General features: G+C 69.2%; 24 protein-coding genes. 15 read left to right on the top strand and 9 right to left on the bottom strand.

Going from position 1 to position 22,389, the window contains the following annotated elements; genetic code table 11:
• Nucleotides 1–83: 83 nt before the first annotated feature.
• Nucleotides 84–2,246 carry a malate synthase G gene (locus EV216_RS08910; protein WP_132694739.1) on the top strand — a complete coding sequence of 721 codons (2,163 nt, stop codon included), beginning with the start codon at nucleotides 84–86 and terminating at the stop codon, nucleotides 2,244–2,246.
• Nucleotides 2,247–2,270: 24 nt separating this feature from the next.
• Here EV216_RS08910 and acmB read toward each other — a convergent pair whose 3' ends face one another.
• Complete coding sequence (gene acmB / locus EV216_RS08905) at nucleotides 2,271–3,476, bottom strand: methyl acetate hydrolase AcmB (RefSeq protein ID WP_132694738.1); 1,206 nt, start codon at nucleotides 3,474–3,476, stop codon at nucleotides 2,271–2,273.
• Nucleotides 3,477–3,684: 208 nt separating this feature from the next.
• Here acmB and EV216_RS08900 point away from each other — a divergent pair, with 208 nt between their 5' ends.
• The 3 genes from EV216_RS08900 to EV216_RS08890 all read left to right on the top strand — a co-directional run bounded on the left by EV216_RS08900 (nucleotide 3,685) and on the right by EV216_RS08890 (nucleotide 5,316).
• Nucleotides 3,685–4,695 (top strand): NAD(P)H-binding protein, encoded by a 1,011-nt coding sequence (locus tag EV216_RS08900; protein ID WP_132694737.1) that lies wholly within the window; start codon nucleotides 3,685–3,687, stop codon nucleotides 4,693–4,695.
• A 60-nt stretch (nucleotides 4,696–4,755) separates the two neighbouring features.
• A complete protein-coding gene (locus EV216_RS08895) occupies nucleotides 4,756–5,025 on the top strand; it encodes a DksA/TraR family C4-type zinc finger protein (protein ID WP_132694735.1) in 270 nt (89 codons plus the stop codon).
• A gap of 96 nt (nucleotides 5,026–5,121) precedes the next feature.
• Entirely contained in the window at nucleotides 5,122–5,316 is a 195-nt protein-coding gene (locus EV216_RS08890; protein WP_132694733.1) for a heavy-metal-associated domain-containing protein, read from the top strand.
• Nucleotides 5,317–5,346: 30 nt separating this feature from the next.
• Here the strand turns inward: EV216_RS08890 and betA are convergent, their stop codons facing one another.
• From betA to betI, 3 genes are read right to left on the bottom strand one after another with little or no spacing between them, the layout of a single operon-like run.
• Nucleotides 5,347–7,005, bottom strand: coding sequence for a choline dehydrogenase (gene betA, locus EV216_RS08885; RefSeq protein ID WP_132694731.1), 1,659 nt, complete (start codon nucleotides 7,003–7,005; stop codon nucleotides 5,347–5,349).
• A gap of 11 nt (nucleotides 7,006–7,016) precedes the next feature.
• Nucleotides 7,017–8,474 (bottom strand): betaine-aldehyde dehydrogenase, encoded by a 1,458-nt coding sequence (gene betB / locus EV216_RS08880; RefSeq protein ID WP_132694729.1) that lies wholly within the window; start codon nucleotides 8,472–8,474, stop codon nucleotides 7,017–7,019.
• Between the two features lie 26 nt (nucleotides 8,475–8,500).
• On the bottom strand, nucleotides 8,501–9,085 hold the full coding sequence (gene betI, locus EV216_RS08875) for a transcriptional regulator BetI (protein WP_132694728.1): 585 nt from the start codon (nucleotides 9,083–9,085) through the stop codon (nucleotides 8,501–8,503).
• A gap of 103 nt (nucleotides 9,086–9,188) precedes the next feature.
• On the opposite strand from betI, the gene choX reads away from it, so the two are divergent.
• The 11 genes from choX (at nucleotide 9,189) to tolA (ending at nucleotide 17,652) form a co-directional block, all read left to right on the top strand.
• Nucleotides 9,189–10,115, top strand: a complete 927-nt coding sequence (gene choX / locus EV216_RS08870; RefSeq protein ID WP_132694726.1) for a choline ABC transporter substrate-binding protein — start codon at nucleotides 9,189–9,191, stop codon at nucleotides 10,113–10,115.
• Nucleotides 10,116–10,208: 93 nt separating this feature from the next.
• Complete coding sequence (choW, locus tag EV216_RS08865) at nucleotides 10,209–11,042, top strand: choline ABC transporter permease subunit (RefSeq protein ID WP_132694724.1); 834 nt, start codon at nucleotides 10,209–10,211, stop codon at nucleotides 11,040–11,042.
• Complete coding sequence (gene choV, locus EV216_RS08860) at nucleotides 11,039–12,061, top strand: choline ABC transporter ATP-binding protein (RefSeq protein WP_132694723.1); 1,023 nt, start codon at nucleotides 11,039–11,041, stop codon at nucleotides 12,059–12,061. Before choW ends, choV begins: the two co-directional genes overlap by 4 nt.
• A 64-nt stretch (nucleotides 12,062–12,125) precedes the next feature.
• Nucleotides 12,126–13,535 carry an NfeD family protein gene (locus EV216_RS08855; RefSeq protein WP_132694721.1) on the top strand — a complete coding sequence of 470 codons (1,410 nt, stop codon included), beginning with the start codon at nucleotides 12,126–12,128 and terminating at the stop codon, nucleotides 13,533–13,535.
• Complete coding sequence (locus tag EV216_RS08850) at nucleotides 13,535–14,314, top strand: slipin family protein (protein WP_132694719.1); 780 nt, start codon at nucleotides 13,535–13,537, stop codon at nucleotides 14,312–14,314. Before EV216_RS08855 ends, EV216_RS08850 begins: the two co-directional genes overlap by 1 nt.
• A gap of 189 nt (nucleotides 14,315–14,503) precedes the next feature.
• Nucleotides 14,504–14,701, top strand: a complete 198-nt coding sequence (locus tag EV216_RS08845; RefSeq protein WP_132694718.1) for a hypothetical protein — start codon at nucleotides 14,504–14,506, stop codon at nucleotides 14,699–14,701.
• Between the two features lie 280 nt (nucleotides 14,702–14,981).
• On the top strand, nucleotides 14,982–15,419 hold the full coding sequence (locus EV216_RS08840) for a hypothetical protein (protein ID WP_165899208.1): 438 nt from the start codon (nucleotides 14,982–14,984) through the stop codon (nucleotides 15,417–15,419).
• A complete protein-coding gene (locus EV216_RS08835) occupies nucleotides 15,416–16,081 on the top strand; it encodes a MotA/TolQ/ExbB proton channel family protein (RefSeq protein ID WP_132694716.1) in 666 nt (221 codons plus the stop codon). The genes EV216_RS08840 and EV216_RS08835 overlap by 4 nt, the downstream gene beginning before the upstream one ends.
• Nucleotides 16,074–16,454 carry a biopolymer transporter ExbD gene (locus tag EV216_RS08830; protein WP_132694715.1) on the top strand — a complete coding sequence of 127 codons (381 nt, stop codon included), beginning with the start codon at nucleotides 16,074–16,076 and terminating at the stop codon, nucleotides 16,452–16,454. Before EV216_RS08835 ends, EV216_RS08830 begins: the two co-directional genes overlap by 8 nt.
• On the top strand, nucleotides 16,451–16,834 hold the full coding sequence (locus EV216_RS08825) for a biopolymer transporter ExbD (protein WP_132694714.1): 384 nt from the start codon (nucleotides 16,451–16,453) through the stop codon (nucleotides 16,832–16,834). The genes EV216_RS08830 and EV216_RS08825 overlap by 4 nt, the downstream gene beginning before the upstream one ends.
• Nucleotides 16,831–17,652 (top strand): cell envelope integrity protein TolA, encoded by an 822-nt coding sequence (gene tolA / locus EV216_RS08820; RefSeq protein WP_132694713.1) that lies wholly within the window; start codon nucleotides 16,831–16,833, stop codon nucleotides 17,650–17,652. The genes EV216_RS08825 and tolA overlap by 4 nt, the downstream gene beginning before the upstream one ends.
• Here tolA and EV216_RS08815 read toward each other — a convergent pair.
• The 5 genes from EV216_RS08815 to EV216_RS08795 form a co-directional block, all read right to left on the bottom strand.
• Complete coding sequence (locus tag EV216_RS08815; RefSeq protein WP_132694711.1) at nucleotides 17,633–17,875, bottom strand: FeoB-associated Cys-rich membrane protein; 243 nt, start codon at nucleotides 17,873–17,875, stop codon at nucleotides 17,633–17,635. The genes tolA and EV216_RS08815 overlap by 20 nt on opposite strands.
• A complete protein-coding gene (feoB, locus tag EV216_RS08810; RefSeq protein ID WP_132694709.1) occupies nucleotides 17,872–20,358 on the bottom strand; it encodes a ferrous iron transport protein B in 2,487 nt (828 codons plus the stop codon). The genes EV216_RS08815 and feoB overlap by 4 nt, the downstream gene beginning before the upstream one ends.
• Entirely contained in the window at nucleotides 20,351–20,671 is a 321-nt protein-coding gene (locus EV216_RS08805) for a FeoA family protein (protein ID WP_132694707.1), read from the bottom strand. The genes feoB and EV216_RS08805 overlap by 8 nt, the downstream gene beginning before the upstream one ends.
• 165 nt (nucleotides 20,672–20,836) lie before the next feature.
• Entirely contained in the window at nucleotides 20,837–21,619 is a 783-nt protein-coding gene (locus EV216_RS08800; RefSeq protein ID WP_132694706.1) for a DUF4198 domain-containing protein, read from the bottom strand.
• Between the two features lie 11 nt (nucleotides 21,620–21,630).
• Nucleotides 21,631–21,954 carry a hypothetical protein gene (locus EV216_RS08795; protein ID WP_132694704.1) on the bottom strand — a complete coding sequence of 108 codons (324 nt, stop codon included), beginning with the start codon at nucleotides 21,952–21,954 and terminating at the stop codon, nucleotides 21,631–21,633.
• Between the last annotated feature and the right edge of the window lie 435 nt (nucleotides 21,955–22,389).

Here is a 22,389-nt window from a genome sequence, read left to right as displayed (position 1 = left end):
TGCCGGGCGGGCAAGGCTGCACTTGCATTGCGGGCGTGGAATTGCTCTGAGCTATGCGGGACAAGGACAGCATGGAGGCGAAGATGGGCGGCGAGACATATCAGGACCGGGCCGGGCTGAAGGTCGCGGCCGTGCTGGCCGATTTCGTCGAGGCCCGCGCGCTGCCCGGCACCGGGATCGAGGCGGGCGCCTTCTGGGAGGGCCTTGCCGGGCTGGTGCGCGACCTGAGCCCGCGCAACCGCGAATTGCTGGCGATCCGCGAGACGATGCAGCAGCAGATCGACGCCTGGCATCTGGCGCGGCGCAACCAGCCCCATGACCACGAGGCCTACAAGGCGTTCCTGACCGAGATCGGCTATCTGCGCCCCGAAGGCGCGCCGTTCGAGATCGAGACCGCCAATGTGGATCCCGAGATCGCGACCGTGCCGGGGCCGCAACTGGTGGTGCCGATCACCAATGCCCGCTACGCGCTGAACGCCGCGAATGCGCGCTGGGGCAACCTGTACGACGCGCTTTACGGCACCGACGCGATGGGCAGCCCGCCGCCCGGGGGGCGCTATGATCGCGGTCGCGGCGCCCGTGTCGTGGCGCGCGCGCGGGTCTTTCTGGACGAGGCGTTTCCCATCGCGGGCACCAGCCATGCCGATGCGCGGCGCTATCACGTCAGGGGCGGCGCGCTTCTGATCGACGATCTGCCGCTGGAACAGCCCGGGAAATTCGCGGGCTATCGCGGCCACCCCCGCGCGCCCGAGGCGGTCCTGCTGCGCAATAACGGGCTGCATGTGGAACTGGTCTTCGACCGCACCCACCCGGTCGGCGCGCGCGATCAGGCCGGGCTGGCGGCGGTGCGGATGGAGGCGGCCGTCTCGGCGATCATGGATTGCGAGGATTCGGTCGCCTGTGTCGATGCCGAGGACAAGGTGGCGGCCTATGCCAACTGGCTGGGGCTGATGAAGGGCGATCTGAGCGCCGAATTCGACAAGGGCGGCGAACGGCTGACCCGCGCGCTGGAGCCCGACCGCACCTATACCGCCCCCGATGGCAGCAGCCTGACCGTCAAGGGCCGGGCGCTGATGCTGGTCAGGAATGTCGGCCACCTGATGACCAACCCGGCGATCCTGGATGGGGACGGCGCCGAGGTGTTCGAGGGGTTGATGGACGCCGCGCTCACCACGCTGATCGCGCTGCATGACCTGAAAAAGACCGACGGCCCGCGCAACTCCCCCGCCGGGTCCATCTATGTCGTCAAGCCCAAGATGCACGGTCCCGACGAGGTGGCCTTTGCCGACGACACCTTCACCCGCGTCGAGGAAATCCTTGGCCTGCCGCGCTACACCGTCAAGCTGGGCATCATGGACGAGGAGCGGCGCAGTTCGGTCAACCTCAAGGAATGTATCCGCGCGGCGAAGCACCGGGTCGCCTTCATCAATACCGGCTTCCTTGATCGCACCGGCGACGAGATCCACAGCTCGATGGAGGCGGGGCCGTTCAGCCGCAAGGATTTCATCAAGCGCAAGGGCTGGATCACGGCCTATGAGAACCTGAATGTCGATATCGGGCTGGAATGCGGGCTGTCGGGCCGCGCCCAGATCGGCAAGGGCATGTGGGCGATGCCCGACCGGATGGCGGCGATGCTGTCCACCAAGATCGAACACCCCAAGGCCGGGGCGAATTGTGCCTGGGTGCCCTCGCCCACGGCGGCCACGCTGCACGCGCTGCATTACCATCAGGTCGATGTGCTGGCGGTACAGGCGGGGCTGCGGAAGGGCGGCCGCCGGGCGCATGTGGACGGGATCCTCGAAATCCCGCTGGCCGCCTTCCGCAAATGGTCGCGCCCCCAGATCCTGCGCGAGGTCGAGAACAACGCGCAGGGCATCCTGGGCTATGTCGTGCGCTGGATCGACGCCGGAGTGGGCTGTTCCAAGGTGCCCGATATCAACGATATCGGCCTGATGGAGGATCGGGCGACCTGCCGGATCTCGGCCCAGCATATCGCCAACTGGCTGCATCACGGAATCGTCGGCGCGGATGAGGTGATGGAGGTCATGCGCCGCATGGCCGAGGTGGTGGACCGCCAGAACGCCGCCGATCCGGCCTATGTGCCGATGGCGCCGGGCTATGACGGGATCGCGTTCCAGGCCGCCTGCGACCTGGTGTTCAAGGGCCGCATCCAGCCTTCGGGCTATACCGAGCCGGTGCTGCATGCCCGCCGGATCGAACGCAAGGCGCAACTGGCGGGCGGCTGAGGCCGCGCGCGCCCCGCGCGCCGTTCAGGCCGCGGGGCGGTTGCGCAGCCGGTCGTAGACCGCGGTCTCGAAATCGAGATAGCCGCCGAAGGAGACCGGGTCGCCGAAGGGCAGGATCTGGGTGGCCCAGAACCCGCCGAAGCCGTTCTGCCGGTCGATCCAGTAGAACAGGTTGGCCAACCCCGCCCAGCCGATGGCGCCGGCGGGCCGCCCGGTGGGGGCCTCTTCCTCGTTGACCATGAAGGTCAGGGACCAGCCTTTCCTCAGCCCCGGGAAGAACTCGGCATCGTTGGAGAGCGACGGGATCACACCGGGCAGCATCACCACCTGCTGATGCGGCTGAAGCCCGTTCTGCACCGCCATCGCGACGGTTTCGGGTTTCAGCACGCGACCCTGCGGCCCCATCCCGTCATTCAGCCACATGCGAATGAATTTCATGTACTCGCCCACCGTGCCGTAAAGCCCGTGCCCGGCCATGTCGATCTCGGGATTGTCGGGCAGCGCGAAATCCAGAGGCGTCAGCGACCCGTCCGCGCCGCGGGCATGGACGGTCGCGGTGCGCGCCTTCATCTCCGCGCTGCGGGTGAAGGCCATGTCGGTGATGCCCAGCGGCGCGAAGACCCGCTCGGCCAGCACGGCGGACAGACGTTTGCCGCGGATGCCCTCGACCACCTGGCCTGCCCAGTCGATATTGCTGCCATATTCCCATTTCTCGCCGGGATCGAACAGCAGCGGCGTCATCAACGCCTCGCGGCTGGCGGTCACGACCGAGGGCTGGCCATGTTCGGCGGCCATTTTCAGGTAGTCCCGGTTGAAGAAATCATAGCCGAAGCCGGCCGTATGCAGCAGCAACTGGCGCGTGGTGATGTCGGATTTCGGCGGCCTGAACCGCGGGACGCCGCCCGGTCCGAACCCTTCGAGCACCTGCAATTCGCCCAGCCCGGGGGCATAGTCCCTGGCCGGGGCGTCGAGATCGAGCAGCCCCTCCTCGACGCATTGCAGCACCGCGGTCCCGCCGATCGCCTTGGTGGTCGAGAAGATGGCGAAGACCGTGTCGGTCGTCATCGCCGTCCCCGTCCCAAGGTCGCGCAGCCCGCGCGCGCCCTCGTAGACATTGCCCTGACGGTCGGTGAGCATCGCCACCACCCCCGGCACGCGCGCCGCCATCTCGCCTTGCGTCACGCCGCCGAGCACGGCATCGAGGGCCGGAGCCCAGCCATTGCCTGTCATCGCCTCATCCTCCCAATGCGGTCCCCTGCGCCGGAGGATAGCACGAAAACGGCCCGGCGATCAGGGTTCTGCCCGCCGGGCCGCAACGGGGCCGGATCGCCATGCCCGGACGGTGCCGGACGCGCCCCCTTCAGGATCGGCGGCGGCTTGCCTAGGATGGCGCCGACTCGCGGCCCGCGCGGCCGCCCTTTCGGCAAGGATCCATGACATGACCGACCCCGCCCCTGCTCTGCCTGCCCGTTCACCCGCGCCGCGGCGGGTCTTCGTGCTTGGTGCGACGGGCACCATCGGCCGGGCCAGCGTGGCGGCGCTGGCCGAGCGGGGGCATGAGGTGGTCTGTCTCGTCCGGCCGGGCACGGGTGCTGCGGCCGCCCGGGGCCTGCCGCCGGGCGTCGCGCTGCGCGAGGGCGAGGTGACCGATCCGGCGTCCCTGGCGCGCGACGGGTTCCGGGGCGAGCGGTTCGATGTGCTGGTCTCCTGCCTTGCCTCGCGCAGCGGCACGCCGCGGGACGCCTGGGCCATCGACCACAAGGCCCATTCCGACGCGCTGGCCGCCGCCCGCGCGGCGGGGGTCGGCCATGTGGTGCTGCTGTCGGCGATCTGCGTGCAGAAGCCGCTGCTGGAATTCCAGAAGGCGAAACTTGCCTTCGAGGCGGACCTGATCGGCTCGGGGCTGGAGTATTCCATCGTGCGGCCCACCGCCTTCTTCAAGTCGCTGTCGGGCCAGGTCGCGCGGGTGCGCCAGGGCAAGCCCTTCCTGATCTTCGGCGACGGCACCCTGACCGCCTGCACCCCGATCAGCGATGCCGATCTGGGCCGGTTCATGGCCGATTGCCTGGACGATCCGGCGTTGCGAAACCGCATCCTGCCGATCGGCGGCCCCAAACCCGCGATCACCCCGCGCGAGCAGGGCGAATACCTGTTCCGCGCCTTGGGGCGGGAGCCGAAATTCCGCTCGGTCCCGGTGGGGATGATGGATGCGATCATCGCGGTGCTGGGGCTTCTGGGCCGCGTCTCGCCGAAGATGCGCGACAAGGCCGAGTTTGCCCGGATCGGCCGCTATTACGCCACCGAGTCGATGCTGGTCCTCGACCCCGCAACCGGGCGCTACGACGCCGAGGCGACCCCCGCCTATGGCACCGAAACGCTGTTTCACTATTACGACAGGCTGCTCGCGGGCGAGGAAACGGTCGATCTGGGCGCGCATGCGATGTTCTGAGCCCGCAATGCGCGACAATCCCCGCCCCATCGGTTAGGATACCGGGACGGAGGGCGCAGCATGGCAGGCGGCTGGGCGCGGGATGGCGCCGTTCAGGATCAGATCGACGCCTCGATCGAGGACGAGCTGCGCCGGATGCAGGCCCGACCAGTGCCGCGGGGCGAAAGCCTGACCCATTGCGCCGAATGCGACGAGCCGATCCCCGAACCGCGGCGGCAGGCGATCCCGGGCGTCAAGCTGTGCATCGACTGCCAGCAGGCGCGCGATGCGCGGCCCGTGCAGCGCGGCGGCATCAACCGGCGCGGCTCCAAGGACAGCCAGTTGAAGTGACCTGCCACAGGGTGCCGCCTGAAACGACGTCTTGACCTTCCAGCTACCGGAAGCCCGATACAGGCCTCATTCGCACCCCCGGCACGAGGGCCAGACATGCAGTTTTCCGTTCCGGACATGATCTGCGGGCATTGCAGCGCGGCAATCGAGGCAGCAATCCGGCACCGCGACCCGTCGGCACGCATCACCTGCGATCTCGACGCGCATAGCGTCCGGGTCGAGACCGTCCTTGACCCCAGGGCGGTGGCCGCCGCCATCGAGGGGGCGGGATATGGCGTGAGGGCGATCTGAGCCCCGGACGGGCGCGGCACGGCACCGGCCCTAGCGTTGCCGGGTCTGCCAGTGCGGGTTGATCCAGGGCTGTGCCTCGTCACGCGGCAGGGGGGCGCGGCCGAGGATATGGTCGGCGGCCTTCTCGCCCAGCATGATCGTGGGGGCGTTCAGGTTGCCGTTGGGGATGCGCGGAAAGATCGAACTGTCGGCCACGCGCAGCCCCGCGACGCCGATCACGCGGGTTTCGGGATCGACCACCGCCAGCGGATCGCCCGCCGCGCCCATCCGGCAGGTGCCGCAGGGGTGATAGGCGCTTTCGACATGCGCGCGCACGAAATCGTCGATCTCGTCATCGCTCTGCACCTGCGGCCCCGGCTGGATCTCGTGCCGGACGAAGGGGCGGAACGCCTCCTGCGCGAAGATCTCGCGGGTCAGGCGGATGCAGGTGCGGAAATCCTGCCAGTCCTGCGGGGTCGACATGTAGTTGAAAAGGATCGCGGGCGGAGTGGCCGGATCGGCGCTGCGCAGCGTGACGGCCCCGCGCGAGGGGCTGCGCATCGGCCCGACATGGGCCTGGAAGCCATGCCCCTCGGCCGCGGCCTGCCCGTCATAGCGCACCGCAAGCGGCAGGAAGTGATACTGGATGTCGGGGTAGTCCACCCCCGGGCGCGAGCGGATGAAGCCCGCGCTTTCGAACTGGTTCGAGGCGCCGGGGCCGGTGCGGGTGAACAGCCATCGCGCGCCCACCAGCGCCTTGCCCGCCAGGTTCCAGTAGCGATAGAGCGTCACCGGCTGGCTGGCGGCCATCTGGATGTAGAGTTCCAGATGGTCCTGAAGGTTCCGACCGACGCCGGGGCGATCGGCGATGATCTCGATCCCGTGTTCGGCCAGATGGTCGGCCGGGCCGATCCCCGACAGCATCAGCAGCTTGGGCGAGTTGATGGTGGAGGCGGAAAGGATCACCTCGCGCCGGGCGCGGATCACCTCGGGGGTGCCGCCGCGCTCGATCTCGACACCCGTGGCCCGCCGGTCCTCGAACACGACGCGCCGGGCCAGCGCCCGGACCAGCCCGCACTGCGCCCGCCTGAGCGCGGGTTTCAGATAGGCATTCGCCGCCGACCAGCGCCGCCCACGCCAGACGGTCTGTTCCATCGGGCCGAACCCTTCCTGCCGGGCACCGTTGTAATCGGGCGTGACCGGATAGCCCGCCTGCCGCCCCGCCTCGACGAAGGCGTGAAAGAGCGGGTTCCGCCGCGTCCCGCGGGTGACATGCAGCGGCCCGTCGGAGCCCCGCCAGGACGGATCGCCGCCATGGCCGCCGGAATGCCAATGCTCCATCCGCTTGAAATAGGGCAGCACGTCGGCATAGGCCCAGCCCGCCGCGCCCGCCTGCGCCCAGTGGTCATAGTCGCGCGCATGGCCGCGGACATAGACCATGCCGTTGATGCTGGACGAGCCCCCGATCACCTTGCCGCGCGGGCAGGCCAGGCGGCGGCCGCCCAGATGCGGCTCGGGCTCGGTGCGAAAGCCCCAGTCGTAGCGCGCCATGTTCATCGGATAGCTCAGCGCGGCGGGCATCTGGATCAGCGGCCCGGCATCGGTGCCGCCATGCTCGATCACCAGCACGCTGGCGCCGGTTTCGGACAGTCGGCTGGCCAGCACGCAGCCCGCGGATCCCGCGCCGACGATGACGAAATCGGCCTCCATTCCCTGCCCCCCTAGAACGGCGCCGCGACCCGGCCCATGCGGACGAAGACCGACTTGAGCTGCGAGTAATGCGCGATGGCGGCGGCGGCATTCTCGCGGCCCAGGCCCGACATCTTGAAACCGCCGAAGGGCAGTTCCACCGGCGCGTCATTGTAGGAATTGACGAAGCAGGTTCCCGCCTGAAGCCGCGCGATCACCCGGTGGGCGCGGGTCAGGTCGCGGGTGAAGACGCCGGCCGACAGCCCGAAATCGGTCGCGTTGGCCCGCGCGATCGCCTCCTCCTCGTCGGTGAAGTCCAGCACGCACATGACGGGGCCGAAGATTTCCTCGCGCGCGATGGTCATGGCGTCGGTGACATCGGCAAAGACGGTGGGCTCGACCCAGAAGCCCGGCCCCTCGGGACAGCCGCCGCCCGCGACCAGCCGCGCGCCCTCGGCGATGCCCTGCGCGATATAGCCCATGACGATGTCGCGCTGGGCGGCGCTGGCCATCGGGCCGAAATTGGTGGCCTCGTCCAGCGGGTCGCCCATCCGCACGCCCGCCAGCCGCTCGGTCAGCCGGGCGAGGAAGGCATCCCGGATGCCCTTCTGCACGAAGACCCGCGTGCCGTTCGAGCAGACCTGCCCGGTCGAGTAGAAATTGCCCAGGATCGCGCCGCCCACCGCGTCGTCCAGATCGGCATCGTGGAAAACGATCAGGGGCGACTTGCCGCCCAGTTCCATGGTGACATGCTTCATGGCCTGGGCCGCGGCGGCATAGACCTTGCGCCCGGTCGGAACGGACCCCGTCAGCGAGACCTTGGCCACGCGCGGATCGGCCACCAGGGCCGCCCCGACCGCGCCCGCGCCCTGCACCACGTTGAACAGCCCCGGCGGCGCGCCCGCCTCGACCAGGATCTCCGCGATCTTCAGCGCGCAGAGCGGCGTCACCTCGGAGGGCTTGAACACCATCGCGTTGCCGCAGGCGAGTGCGGGGGCGGCCTTCCAGCAGGCGATCTGGGTGGGATAATTCCAGGCGCCTATCCCGACACACAGGCCCAGCGGCTCGCGGATCGTGTAGCCCCAGTTCGCACCCAGCGCGACATGCTGGCCGGTCAGCGTGCCCGCCATCCCGCCGAAATATTCCAGCGCATCCGCGCCGCTGCTGGCATCGGCGACCAGCGTTTCCTGGAGCGGCTTGCCGGTATCCAGCGTTTCCAGGATGCTGAGCTCGCGATTGCGCGCGCGGATGAGGTCGGCCGCCCGGCGCAGCACCCGCCCCCGCTCGGTGCCCGTGCGCGCGGCCCAGTCCGCCTGCGCCGCCACCGCGCCCGCCAGCGCCGCCTCGATCACTGCGGGCGTGGCGGCGTGGACGGTGGCAATCACCGCCCCGGTGGCGGGGTGGATCACCTCGATCGCATCGCCCGCGGCATCCTCGAGATGGGTGCCGTTGACGAAATGGCTGGCCGTGGGCTGGGCGGTGTGGGTCATCGGTCGGGATCCTTGCGTCTGCGGCGTCAGCGCGACGTGCCGCGACATTCGAGAGCGAGATAGTCGAGCACCTGCCGGGCCGCGGCGGCACCGTCGGGCAGACCGTCGCCCAGCCCCTCATGCAGGTAGACGCCGTCGATCAGGAAGGCCATGCGCTGGGCGACGGCGGGCGCGCGCGCGCCCAGAAGCGGGCGCAGCGCGTGGCGCAGGTTGGACCCCAGCCGCCGCCGGTAGATGCCCAGAAGCCGTCGCGCCGTCGGGTTGGAATGGGCCAGCGCATAGAAGTTCATCCAGGCGCTGATCGTGCCGCGCCGGAAATGCACGGGCGAAAAGCTCTGCTCGACGATGGCGCGCAGCCGCGCCTCGGGCCCGTCGACCGCGGCCAGCGCGCGGGCCACGGCGCGGCCGTATTCGGCCAGCGTGTAGCGCATCGCGGTCAGGAAGATCTGTTCCTTGCTGCCGAGATAATGATGCGCCAGCGCGCTGGACACGCCCGCGCGCCGCGCGATCCGCGCCACGGGAATGTCGAGCGACCCCGCCTCGCCGATCTCGGCGATGGTCGCCTCGATCAGCGCGGCGCGCCTTATCGGTTCCATTCCGATCCTGGGCATGACTCCGTCCGTCGGGATTGCTTTTTCCTTCTAGATTTGTTTTTGATTGATCAGTCAATCCAAAAACAGGCCCAGAACATGGGCCGGAAACAGGGAGAGTGAGATGCGCGTGAAGAAGACGCTTGCCGCGGCCTTGCTTGCGGTGGCTGCGCTGCCCGCATGGGCCGAATGCGACCGGGTCGTGTTCTCGGATGTGGGCTGGACCGACATCACCGCCACCACCGCCGCGACCACCGTGGTCCTGGATGCCCTGGGCTATCAGACCGACATCAAGATCCTGTCGGTGCCGGTGACCTATACCTCGCTTGCCAAGGGCGATGTGGACGTCTTTCTGGGCAACTGGATGCCGACGATGGAGGCCGACATCGCCCCCTATCGCGAGGCGGGCACGGTGGACACGCTGCGCGCCAATCTGACCGGCGCGAAATACACGCTGGCCGCGAACCTGGCCGCGGCCGATCTGGGCATCGCGGATTTCGCCGACATCGCCCGGTTCCGCGAGCAGCTGGGCGGCCGGATCTACGGGATCGAGCCGGGCAATGACGGCAACCGGCTGATCCTCGACATGATCGAGCAGGACGCTTTCGGGCTGGCGGGATTCAGCGTGGCGGAAAGCTCGGAACAGGGGATGCTGGCCCAGGTCGCCCGCGCCGACCGGCGCGGCGAGCCCATCGTGTTCCTGGGCTGGGAGCCGCACCCGATGAACGCGAATTTCCAGATGACCTACCTGACCGGCGGCGATGACTTCTTCGGCCCCGACCTGGGCGGCGCGACGGTGCATACCAATACCCGCGCGGGCTATGCCGAGGCCTGCCCCAATATCGGCGCCCTGCTGCGCAATCTGGAGTTCTCGCTGGCGATGGAGAACGAGATCATGGCCGCGATCCTCGACGAGGGGCAGGACCCGCCGGCCGCGGCGCGGGACTGGCTGGCGGCCAATCCCGGGGTGCTGGAGGTCTGGCTGGCGGGCGTCACCACCCGCGAGGGCGGCGACGCGATGGCGGCGATGCGCGCGGCGCTCGGTCTCTGACATCCCTTCGGGGGCATCCGCGCCGCACCCGGTCCCGGCACGGCCCGGGCGTGGCGCCTCTTTCCTCGCAATGCGCAACGACAGGGGGGCGTCTTGTCCTGGCTTACCGACAACAAGCTGCCCGTCGGCCGGACCGCGGCGAATGTGTTCGACTGGTTCCAGTCGAACGGCGCCTGGTTTTTCGACGGCCTGGCCGACGCGCTCGAGCGGCTGATAGATGCGGTGCTCTGGGCGTTGCAGGCCCCGCCGCCGCTGCTGGTGGTGGCGCTGTTCGCGGCGCTGACCTTCGCCTTGCAGCGCAGTTGGAAACCGGCGCTGATCGTGGCGCTGGGGTTTCTGTTCATCCTCAACCAGGGCTACTGGAAGGAGACGACCGAAAGCCTGACCCTGGTGCTGTCGGCCTGCGTGCTGTGCATGGCGCTGGGCGTGCCCATCGGCATCGCCGCAGCGCATCGCCCCGGATTGTATCGCGGGCTCCGGCCGGTGCTCGACCTGATGCAGACGCTGCCGACCTTCGTCTACCTGATCCCGGCCATCGTTTTCTTCGGCATCGGCATGGTGCCGGGGCTGATCGCGACCGTGATCTTCGTGCTGCCCGCGCCGATCCGGCTGACGCATCTGGGCATCTCCTCGACGCCGGTAGCCCTGCTGGAAGCCGCGCGCGCGTTCGGCGCCACGCCCTGGCAGACGCTGCGCAAGGTGGAACTGCCCGCGGCCTTTCCGCAGATCATGGCCGGGCTGAACCAGACGATCATGCTGTCGCTGTCGATGGTGGTGATTGCCGCACTGGTCGGCGCGGACGGGCTGGGCGTGCCGGTGGTGCGCGCGTTGAACCAGGTCAATACCTCGCTGGGTTTCGAGAGCGGGTTCGTGATCGTCGTCGTGGCCATCGTGCTGGACCGTATGCTGCGGGTGGAGCGGAAATGAGCGCGGTCTCGTTCCGCAACGTCTCGATCGTCTTCGGCGAGCGGCCCGAGGCGGCGCTGCCGTTGATGGACCGGGGGCTGGACCGCGCCACGATCCAGAAGGAGACAGGCCAGGTCCTGGGCGTGCATGATTGTTCGCTGGAGGTCGAATCGGGCGAGATCCTGGTTCTGATGGGGCTGTCGGGCTCGGGCAAGTCGACGCTCCTGCGCGCGGTGAACGGATTGAACCCGGTCGCGCGCGGCGAGGTGCTGATCGGGCGCGGGGACGAGATGGCCTCGGTGACGCGCGCCGACGGCCGGACGCTGCGCGACATCCGGCTGAACGACATCTCGATGGTGTTCCAGCAATTCGGGCTTCTGCCCTGGCGGACGGTCCGCGAGAATGTCGGGCTGGGGCTGGAACTGGGCGGCATCCCGGCGCGGGAACGGCAGGACCGGATCGACCGCCAGCTTGCCCTGGTCGGCCTGAGCGACTGGGCCGAGCGGCGGGTGGGCGATCTGTCGGGCGGCATGCAGCAGCGCGTGGGGCTGGCGCGCGCCTTCGTCACCGAAGCGCCGATCCTGCTGATGGACGAGCCGTTCTCGGCGCTCGATCCGCTGATCCGGTCGCATCTTCAGGACGAGTTGCTGGCGTTGCAGAAGCAGCTTGGCCGCACCATCGTCTTCGTCAGCCACGATCTGGACGAGGCGTTCAAGCTGGGCGATCACATCGCCATCATGGAGGGTGGGCGGATCGTGCAATCGGGCAGCCCGCGCGAGATCTTCACCAATCCGGTGAACGATTACGTCGCCGATTTCGTGGCGCATATGAACCCGCTCGGCGTGTTCTGCGCCTGCGACGTGATGGACCCGGCCGAAGGCACGGGGGCGGCCGCACTCGCGCCCGATGCACCGCTGGGCGCGGTGATCGACCGGCTGGCGGCGGAGGGCGAACCGCTGAGCGTGGGCGCGGATGGCCGCATCCTGGGCCGGGTCTCGCGCCAGAGCGTGCTGTCGCGTCTGCGGGGCGGACCCGCCTGAACCCGGCGCGCGGTTTGCAGCCGCCCGCCGCGCCCCTATATCCCGAAGGGAGGAGGGCGTGCCCATGCGCAGGAAGTGGAACGCCGCAGTGGCGGCCCTGCTGTGCCTTGCCCTGGGGGTGGCGCTGGCGGCAGCGCAGGATCCGGGGGCGCAGGATCCGGGGGCGCAGACGCGCGCTCCGGTGGTTCTGGTGGCCACGATCGAGGGTCCCGTCGGCCCCGCCACCGTGGCCCATGTCCACCGCGCGGTCGGGATTGCCACGGAAAGGCAGGCCGAGGCGCTGGTGCTGCGGCTGAACACGCCGGGCGGCCTGGCCGATGCGATGCGCGAGGTGATTTCAGAGATCCTCGCCTCCCCCGTGCCGGTGATCGGCCATGTCGCGCCTGCGGGCGCGCATGCGGCCAGCGCGGGCACCTTCATCCTTTATGCAACGCATCTGGCGGCGATGGCGCCCGGCACCAATATCGGCGCGGCGACCCCGGTGCAGATCGGCGGCATGCCCGAGGGCCTGCCCGGCCAGGACCGCCCGCCCGGCGAAGGCGATGCCGGAGAGGACAGCCCCCCGCCGCCGCGCAATGCGATGGCGGCCAAGGCCACGAATGACGCGGTGGCCCTGATCCGCAGCCTGGCGGAACTGCATGGCCGCAATGCCGACTGGGGCGAACGGGCCGTGCGCGAGGCCGCCAGCCTGTCGGCCGACGCGGCGCGGGACCTGGGGGTGATCGAGATCGTGGCCGCCGATCTGGACGCGCTTCTGGCGGCAGCCGATGGCCGGAGCGTGACCGTCGCGGGCAGCGCGCGGGCGCTGGCCACCGCGGGCCTGCCGGTCGAGACGATCGCGATGACGGCGATGACCCGCATCCTCAGCGTGCTGTCGAATCCCAATGTCGCGCTGGTGCTGATGATGGTCGGGGTCTACGGGCTGATCTTCGAGTTCCTCAGCCCCGGCGGCATCGGGCCGGGCGTCATCGGCGCGATCTGCCTGACGCTGGGGCTATATGCGCTGAACCAGTTGCCGCTGGATTTCGCGGGGCTCGGCCTGATCGCCCTGGGCATCGCCTTCATGGTGGCCGAGGCGGTGACGCCAACCTTCGGAATACTGGGGCTGGGCGGGCTTGTGGCCTTCGTGCTGGGGGCCTCGATGCTGATCGACACGGATGTGCCCGAATTCCAGGTCTCGTGGTGGCTGATCGGGACGGTGGCGGCGCTCAGCGGGGCGGTGCTGGTCCTGCTGATCGGGGCAGCGTTCCGATCCTATCGCACGCGCCCGGCCAGCGGGCGCGCGGCGTTCATCGGCACCGAGGCCCGGGTGCTGGACTGGTCGGGGACCGAGGGCTTCGTCTGGTTCGAGGGCGAACGCTGGCACGCCACGGGCAGCGCAGGCCTGCGCCCGGGCGACATGGCCACGGTGCGCGACATGGACGGGCTGACGCTGCGCCTGGACGCGGCGACGGACAGCAAGGGAGAGACATGATGGCATCCGCGATCTTCGATTCGGTATTCCTGGTCCTGGCGCTGGCGGCTGCGCTGGCGCTGCTGGCCTATGCGATCCACATCCTGCGCGAATACGAGCGCGGCGTGGTGTTCACGCTGGGCCGCTATACGAGGGTGGCGGGGCCGGGCCTCGTGATCCTGATCCCGTTCATCCAGCAGATCGTGCGCACCGACCTGCGCATGGTCGTCGAGGATGTGCCCAGCCAGGACGTGATCAGCCGCGACAATGTCTCGGTCAAGGTCAATGCGGTGATCTATTTCCGCATCGTCGATCCGCAGCGCGCGATCATCAACGTGGCCGATTTCGCGGATGCCGTCAGCCAGTTGGCGCAGACCACGCTGCGTTCGGTGCTGGGCAAGCACGAACTGGACGAGATGCTGGCCGAGCGCGACAAGCTGAATGCCGACATCCAGGAGATCCTCGACCGGCAGACCGACGCCTGGGGCATCAAGGTCGCCAATGTCGAGATCAAGCATGTCGATATCGACGAAAGCATGGTGCGCGCCATCGCCAAGCAGGCCGAGGCCGAGCGGCTGCGCCGCGCCCGCGTCATCAATGCCGAGGGCGAGCAGCAGGCCGCCGCCAAGCTGGTCGAGGCGGGCGCGATGCTGGCCGAGCAGCCCAACGCGATGCAGTTGCGCTATTTCATCGCGCTGGCCGATATCGCGACCGACAAGACGAATACCGTCGTCTTCCCGCTGCCGATGGATCTGTTGGCGATGGCCGCCCCGCCGAAGGGCGGCACCCGGGACGGCTGAGCGGCGCCGGGTCGTGGGCGGGGTCGTCCCGGCCGGGCGGATTCCGACCGAAACAGTCATGAACCGAAGCCCGATGAAAACCGTCAAGTATTTGTTTTTCAATGGATTTTTATTGCATGCGGCATCGGATTCGCGATACAAGTCAGCATGCGCCGCGGCTGGACGGCGCGACTGAAAAGGAGACAGTTCATGTCCACGACCATGTGCGCAAGTTGCACCTTCTTCGAAGATCATGCGGCCAACACCGCCAGCAGGCTCGACGGCGCCGGCCTGTGCCGCTTCAACCCGCCGATCTCGCAGCCCGAGGCCGATTCCCGCGGCCTGTGGCCGGTGGTCCGGTCGGACGACTGGTGCGGCCATTTCGAGGACGAAACCGAGGCCGCCTGACGCGGCCCGGATGCCAGCCAGGTCCGCTTGACGCCAGCCGCGCCCCCCGCAGGCCAGCCACGAAGCCCCCAGCCAGCTTTACCAGACCGTCACAAGGGGCAGCGCCGGGCGCTGCCCCTTTTTCCTTGGCGCGCGGACGCCGACAGGGTCCGACAATTTCAGTAAGGTATTGCGCAGGGCCGCGCGATATGTTGTGCTGTCGCCTGTTCGATCCAGCCAGACGGCGCCCCCTGACGCGCCCCGCCAGGCGAACCTGAACCAAGGTGGCAGGGGTGCGAACGTGATCCGGAGAAACCAAATCCTGCGGCTGGCCGCCCTTTCGGCCTGTCTGACTGCGCTGCCGCTGGCCGCGGGTGCGGATGACGCCTCCGCCGCGCTGTCGCTGGAACTGAATGCCGTTGCCGAGGCCGAGGGCGGCTGTCTGCTGACCTTTGTCGCCGAAAATGGCCACGCGACCGACATCGCCGCGGCGGTGTTCGAGACGGTGCTGATGGATGCGACGGGGCGGGTCGAGCGGCTGACGCTGTTCGATTTCGGCACGCTGCCCGCGGGACGGCCGCGGGTGCGCCAGTTCGTCGTGCCCGATCTGGCCTGCGCCGATCTGGGCCGCGTGCTGATCAACGGGGCACATCTCTGCGAGGCGGGCGAACCGGGGCTGGCGCCCTGCGCCGAGGGGCTGCGGCTGGGCACGCGGACGGATGTGGAGGTGATCGGATGATCGGGGCAACGATCGAGGCGATCCGGCGCGGCGCCGATCTGGGCGGGCCGGTGGTGGTGATCCTGGCCGCGCTGTCGGTGGCGGCGCTGGCGGTGGTGCTTTACAAGCTCTGGCAATTCACCGCGGCGGGCGTCGGGCGGCACCGGGCCCTGCGCGACGCCGTGGCCGCCTGGGATGCCGGGGACCGGGCGGGCGCGCGGCGCGCGCTGGCGGGCACGTCGGGCTATCTGGGCCCGGTGATCGCGATGGCGATGGCGGGCAAGGCCGATCGCGCCCGGCTCGAGGCCGAGGCCGAGGCGCGCTTTGCCCGGCTGGAACGCGGCTTTCGCTTTCTCGACACGGTGGCGCAGGTCTCGCCGCTGCTGGGGCTGTTCGGCACGGTGCTGGGCATGATCGCGGCCTTTCAGGCCCTGCAGGAGGCGGGCGCACAGGTCGATCCCTCGATTCTGGCAGGCGGCATCTGGGTCGCGCTGCTGACCACGGCGGTCGGGCTGGCGGTGGCGATGCCGACCGCGCTGATGCTCAGCTGGTTCGAGGGTCGGATCGACGCCGAACGGGTTCTCGCCGGACAGGCGATCCACACGGTCCTGGCCCCTGCCGGTCGGCGGGTGGAGACGGGCCACGCCGAAGGCGTCCCGCACGGCGCCGCATCCCATGCGTAGGGCGGCGCGGCGGCGGCGGCTGTCGCTGACGCCGCTGATCGACGTGATCTTCCTGCTGCTGCTGTTCTTCATGCTCAGTTCCACCTTCACCCGCTTTGCCGAGGTCGATCTGGCCGCCGCCGGGACCGCGCGGCCCGCGCCCCCCGAGACGCGGCCGGTCTTCCTGCAACTCGAACCCGAGGCGGTGCGGCTGAACGGCCGGGATCTGGCCCTGGAGGCGCTGCCCGGGGCGATCGAGCCGGGCAGCGCCGAGGCAGCGCAACCCGTGCTGGTCGCGCTGCGCGGCGCTGTGACGGCGCAACGACTGACCGATCTTCTGGTGGTGCTGCGCGGCGTGACGGGGATCGAGGTGACGGTTCTGGGGGCACCATGAGACGCCGGGCAAAACGGGCCGAGCGCGAACCCGCAATCGCGCTGATCAACGTGGTCTTCCTGCTTCTGGTCTTCTTCCTGGTGGCGGGCAGCCTGGCGCGGCCGCTCGACGCCGATCTGCGGCTGGTGCGCACCGCCGATCTGCAGGGCGCCGCGCCCCCCGATGCGCTGGTGCTGCATCCCGACGGGCGGGTGACGCGCGACGGGGCCGAAACCGACCCCGCCGCCCATGTCGCCACGCTGGACGAGGCCGGGCGGGCGGTGCTGCGCGTGGTGCCCGACCGCGAGGCGGCGGCGGGTGATCTGGTCGCGCTGGGCCGCGCGCTGCACGCCGCCGGGGCCGGGCGGGTGGTGATCGTGACCGAGAGGGGGTTGCCGTGATTCCGTCTTCGCAACTGGGCCGGGGCGCGGCCCTGGGATTTGCCATCGCGGCGCATGGGGCGCTGGCGCTGGTGCTGGTCCCGCAGGACGCCATCGAGATCGCCGGCAGCGCCGGGGCGACCGAGGCGCGGCTGGGGACCAGTTTCGCCGACATGGCGGCGGGCACGCTGTCGGCGATGGCGACGCATCAGGTGGTCGAGGCCGTGACACCGTCCGAGACGGTGCCGCCCGTCCCGCACAAGACGCTTGCCCCCCTGCCCGCCGAGACCGCGCCGCTTGCGGCACCGGAGCTGATGGCCGCGCTGTCCCCCGGGATCGTGTCGGCGGCAGACCACGGCGAAAGCACGCGCCCGGCCCCCCGGCCGGTTCCCGAGCGGATCGAGGCACGCGACCCGCCCAGACCCGAGACAAGGCCCGAGGACAAGCCGCGCCGCGAGGCGCGCGCAACCCCCCGTGGCAATGCCGAGCGCGATGCAAGCGCCGGGCAGGAAAGCGGTCGCCCCCAGGCACAGGCGACGACCAGCGGACAGGCCGGGCGGGCCGCCGAAGTGGGCAATGCCGCGGTCAGCAATTATCCCGGTCTTGTCATGCGCAAGCTGGCGCGCGTGCCACGGCCGCGGGTGAACAGCCATGGCGCGGCGGTCGTGGCCTTCCGCATTGCCGAGAATGGCGGGCTGGCGGGCGCATCGCTTGCGCAAAGCTCGGGCTCGGCCAGTCTGGATCAGGCCGCGCTGCGCCTTGTGCAACGCGCCGCCCCCTTCCCCGCGCCGCCAAGCGGGGCCCAGCGCAGTTTCTCGATCAGGATCGAGGGTCGCTGACGGCGCCGGGCCGGTCCTGAGCGTCGGGCAGGTCGAAGGAGCTGGCCTTGCAGCTTGCCCCGCCGCAGCCCGCGCATCCGCCACAGGCCCGTGCCGCGCCGCGGCGGCGCCGGATCAGCCCGCGGAACAGGAAGCCCAGCGCAACGGCAAGCGCCAGCGCGATCAGGGCGATCTCGTGCCCGGCAAGGGCGGTCTCGGTGGCAAGGTCGATCTGGGGGGTCATGGCATGTCCTGTGCCGGTCGGCGTGAGGGAAGGCGCAGCCAGGGCTTGGGCAGCGCCACGATCAGCAGCGCGGCGAGGCTGAGAAGGTAGACCGCGGTCATGGTCTGGAGGCCGGTCAGGTGCAGCGCGCTGCCCAGAGTGAAGACGGCGCTGGCCACCGCAAGGCCCAGAAGCGTCGGGAAGACGATGGCAAAGCCCATCCAGCGGTAGCTGTCGGTCTGGACCCGCACCATGATGACGGTCGCCAGGCAGGGCGGGTAGAGCGCGAAGAACAGCATCAGCGCGACAGCCGACAGCGCGGTGCGCCCCTCGGCGTGCTGCTCGGCGCCCATGCGTTGCTCAAGCGTCTGCGCGCCTTCGCCCTCGGGCTGGTCGAACAGCACGCCCAGCGTCGCGACCGAGCTTTCGCGCGCCGCAAAGGAGGCCAGAAGCGCGACGTTGATCTTCCAGTCGAAATCCGCGAACTGCGTCACCGGCTCCATGCTGCGGCCGATCATGCCCAGGAAACTCGACTCGATCTTGTCCTGGCGCATCTCGCGGCGCAGCGTGGTCCGCGCATTGGCCAGATCGCGCAAAGCGGCCGAGGCGGCGCGGGCCGCGTCGTCCTGCGCACGCAGCACGAAGGGCACGAAATCGGGGAACCGCTCGGCAAAGCGGGCGTCGATCGCCTCGGCCGCCGCGCGCCCGCCTGCGTTCAGCCGCGCCGCGCGGTAATCGGTCGCCGCATTGACCAACGCCACCAGTGCGGCCTGATCGGGCACGGCGGCCCGGTGCGGGTTGTCGCCAAGCGCGGTGTAGAAGTCGGCGATGGCGGTCTCGGCGCGGGATTGATAGGCGACCTCGCGCTCGGCCGGAACGCCGGGGAATTGCAGCAGCACATAGATCACGACCGCGATGGCCACGACCACGGTGCCCACCTTCTTGATGTAAAGCCAGGTCCGGTCAAAGGCGCGCTGCGCCACGCCGCGGATCGTGGGCAGGTGGTAGTTCGGCAGTTCCATCACGAAGGGCGCGGTTTCATGGTGGCGCAGGACCGATGTGGTCAGAAGCTTCGCAACCAGCAGCGCCGCGATCACGGTGATGGTGGACAGGTAGAACAGCATCAGCCCCTTGGCCTCGGGGAAGTAGATGTTGATGAGCAGCGTATAGAGCGGGATCTTGGCCATGCAGTTCATGAAGGGCACGGTCAGGATCGTGGCCATCCGGGCGCGCGCGTCGGGGATGCCCTTGGTCGCCATCACGCCCGGCACCGCGCAGCCCCCCGCGAATACGCCGGCCAGGATGAAGGGCAGCGTCGACTGCCCGTGCAGGCCGAAGCGGTGCAGGATGCGGTCGAGGATGAAGGCGATCCGCGCCATGTAGCCCGAATCCTCAAGGATCGCGATCAGCGCGAACAGGATCAGGAAGATCGGCACATAGTTCAGCAGCGTGTTGACCGAGTCGACCATCCACAGGCCCAGCGACCGGACCTGCGGATCGACCAGAAACCCCGCATCGGGCAGCACGCCCGCGGCAAGGTTGCGAAAGCCCGCAAGGATCGGCCATGTGACCTTGGTCAGTTCATAGCCCTGCACGATGGATAGCTGGTAGATCGCCCAGACGATCGCCACCAGGAAGACCGGCGCGACAAAGCGGTTCAGCACCACCCGGTCGATCCGTTCGGACAGCGGCACATGGCCCGCCCGGGTGGCGATGATGCAGCCGTTCACGATATCGGCGGCCAGCATGTCGCGCGCGGCGGCGATCCGGTCGGCGGCCATCTCGGCCCCGCCTGCCTGGGCGCGCAGCCGATGCGCCAGATCGAGGATCGGATGGGGATTGTCGAGCCGGGCCGCCAAAAGCCGCTCGGCCTCGGCATCGGCTTCCAGCAGCTTGACCGCCAGCCAGCGCGCCGACAGCCCCGCCAGTTCGCCCCGGTCGGCAAGCCGTGCCTGAAGCTCGGCAACCGCGGGTTCCAGCGCACCGTAATTCAGCGTCGCGGGCCGCGTGTCGCGGGCGGCGGCAATCGCCGCCTTCAGCGCCTCGCCGCCCTGCCCCTTGCGCCCGATCACCGGCACGACCGGCACGCAAAGCCGCCGTTCCAGCGCGGCCAGGTCGATCTGCAACCCCCGCCCCTCGGCCACATCCATCATGTTCAGCGCCACGATCACCGGCATGCCCATTTCCAGAAGCTGGAAGGTCAGCGGCAACCCCCGGCGCAGGTTCGAGGCGTCGAGCACGTTGACCACCACATCGGGGCGATCCTCGATCAGGAAATTCCGCGCGACCCGTTCCTCGGGCGAATAGGAGGTCAGCGAATAGCAGCCGGGCAGGTCGACCACCTCGACGCTCTGGTCGGCATGGGCATAGCGGCCCGATTTCTTGTCGACGGTGACGCCGGGATAATTGGCGATATGCTGGGTCAGGCCGGTCAGCAGGTTGAACAGCGTCGACTTGCCCGCGTTCTGCTGCCCCGCCAGCGCGACGAGGCGGCGATCAGACATCCTCGACCTCGATCTGGGCGGCCTCGCGGCGGCGGATGACGATGAAACTGTCGCCCACGCGCAGCTCGATCGGGTCCAGCAGCGGCGCGGCGCGCAGCACCGTCACCTCGCGTTCGGGGCGTATGCCCAGATCCAGCAGCCGCTGGCGCACCGGTCCGCAGCCCATCAGCCGCCGGATGCGGCAGGTGGTTCCGGGCGCCAGCGCGTCAAGGCTGCAGCCATCCGCACAGGCCCGGCAGCCATCCGCCTGCCCGCCGCCGGTGCCCCGACCACCTCTGCCCCATCCGTTGCGGCCGAAAAATGCGCGTTTCATGTCTTGGGATCCGTTCTGCCTGGGGGCCGTTTTCGTGGGGGCCGTTTCCTGGGAGCGTGCGCCTGGCGTTCCGCGTCCTGGGCCTCCCGTCGGCGGCCGGACAGCGGTCGCGGGGACGGGCCGGGGGCGGCACGGGACGCCGCCCCCCCCTGCTCAGGTTAACGCCTATTCGAGGTCATAGGCCTTGATCCAGATCACCGCGTCCTGGCTGAGTTCCTTGCCCTCATGCTCGGTCTCGGGGCCGGTGCCCAGCGCGGCAAAGCCCCAATGCCCGGCGCGCGGGATCCCGAAGGTAAAGACCCCGTTGGCATCGGTGATCGCAACCAGCGTGCCGCCCGGCGCCTCGCCCACCGTGGCCTCGCCGGCGGTGTTGGTCTCCATGTCGGGCTCGGCGGCCAGATACTCGATCTCGATCTCGGCCCCTGCCACGGGCTCGCCTTCGGACAGAAGCTGCCCCGAGAAGGTGGAGCCGACAAGGATGTTGGTCGGCTTGTTCAGCGGCACGATCTCGGTCGGCAGACCAAGGGGTTCGTTCCAGCCGGTCGGCAGGCCCGCCTTGTTGAAGAAGACCTTGGTGATCTGCTGGATGTAGATGTCCTCGCCCCCCTCGTAATAGGGCGCGGGCGTCAGCGCGAGGATGTAGTCGCCATTGCGCCGGACGGGCAGCGTGGCCTCGAAGGCTGCGGCCTCGTTATCCGCGCCCTTGAAGGTGATCGGCGCAAGGCTGGGCAGCAGGTCGGTGCGCTCGTCGCGGAAGACATAGAAGAATTCCTGCGGCGCGCCCATGTCCATGGCGTGCCCGTTCTCCATCGGGTGCCAGAAGATCAGCTTGAGCGTGACCTCGCCCGGGGCCTCGATATTCGGGTCGGGGGCATAGATCAGCTGGAAATGCGCGGCGGCGGGGGTGGCAAGCGTGGCGGCAAGCGCGGCAGCGAAAAGGCGGTTCATCGCGGTTCCCCTCAATAGATCGCGTCGGAGGAAATGGTGATGCGGTGGCCTTCGCCCGCGTCGAAGATCACGCTGAAGGCACCTTCGGGCTTGTCGAACACGAACTCGCCATTCGCGTCGATTGCCCCCTCGATCAGGGCGGCGCCCGAGCCGTCCATCACCGACATCTTGACCCCGGCGGCCGAAGACCCGTCGGAAAACCCGCCCTCGCACAGCACCGTGCCGTCGCCATTGTCGTAGCAGGAGCACAGCGGCGTATGCGCCAGCGCGGCGCCCGCCAGGCCCAGCCCCAGAAGGGCAGCAAGCGAAAGCGGTAATCTGGTCGGAAAGTGCATGGGAACCTCGTTCTTCAGGGCGGCGGCCAGATGCCGCCGGATGCGGTCAACGATTCCCCTGGCGGCGGGCTTGGGGCAGTCACACAGGTCATCAAATCTTACCTTAGTTTTTTTATCAAGAACCAATGCCGCGACATTCCGTCCGAAGCGATGCGGCCCGCCTTTTCGTGGCAACATGCCGAAAATGCAAAGGCTGTGCACGCGGGGCTTGCCATGCCTTATTATTTTTGTCAGGATTTCCGTGACTCATGCCAGACGCTTCTGCGGCCAGCCGAGACCGGAACACCGCCCTTCCGGGGAGGCCTGCGGGCGACTGGCCAGGATGGTCGGTGCCTGCCGCCTCCCCGGAAACGAAGGAGGACGATGCCGATGACCCTGGCCGCCCGCGATCCGGCCGTCTCCAGCCCGGACCATCCCGCATGAGCGGACGCTGCG

Source organism: Rhodovulum steppense, assembly GCF_004339675.1.
GTDB classification, from domain to species: Bacteria; Pseudomonadota; Alphaproteobacteria; order Rhodobacterales; family Rhodobacteraceae; genus Rhodovulum; species Rhodovulum steppense.
The sequence above is the reverse complement of the archived record's forward strand: the minus strand, read 5'-3'. Positions and strand labels throughout refer to the sequence as shown.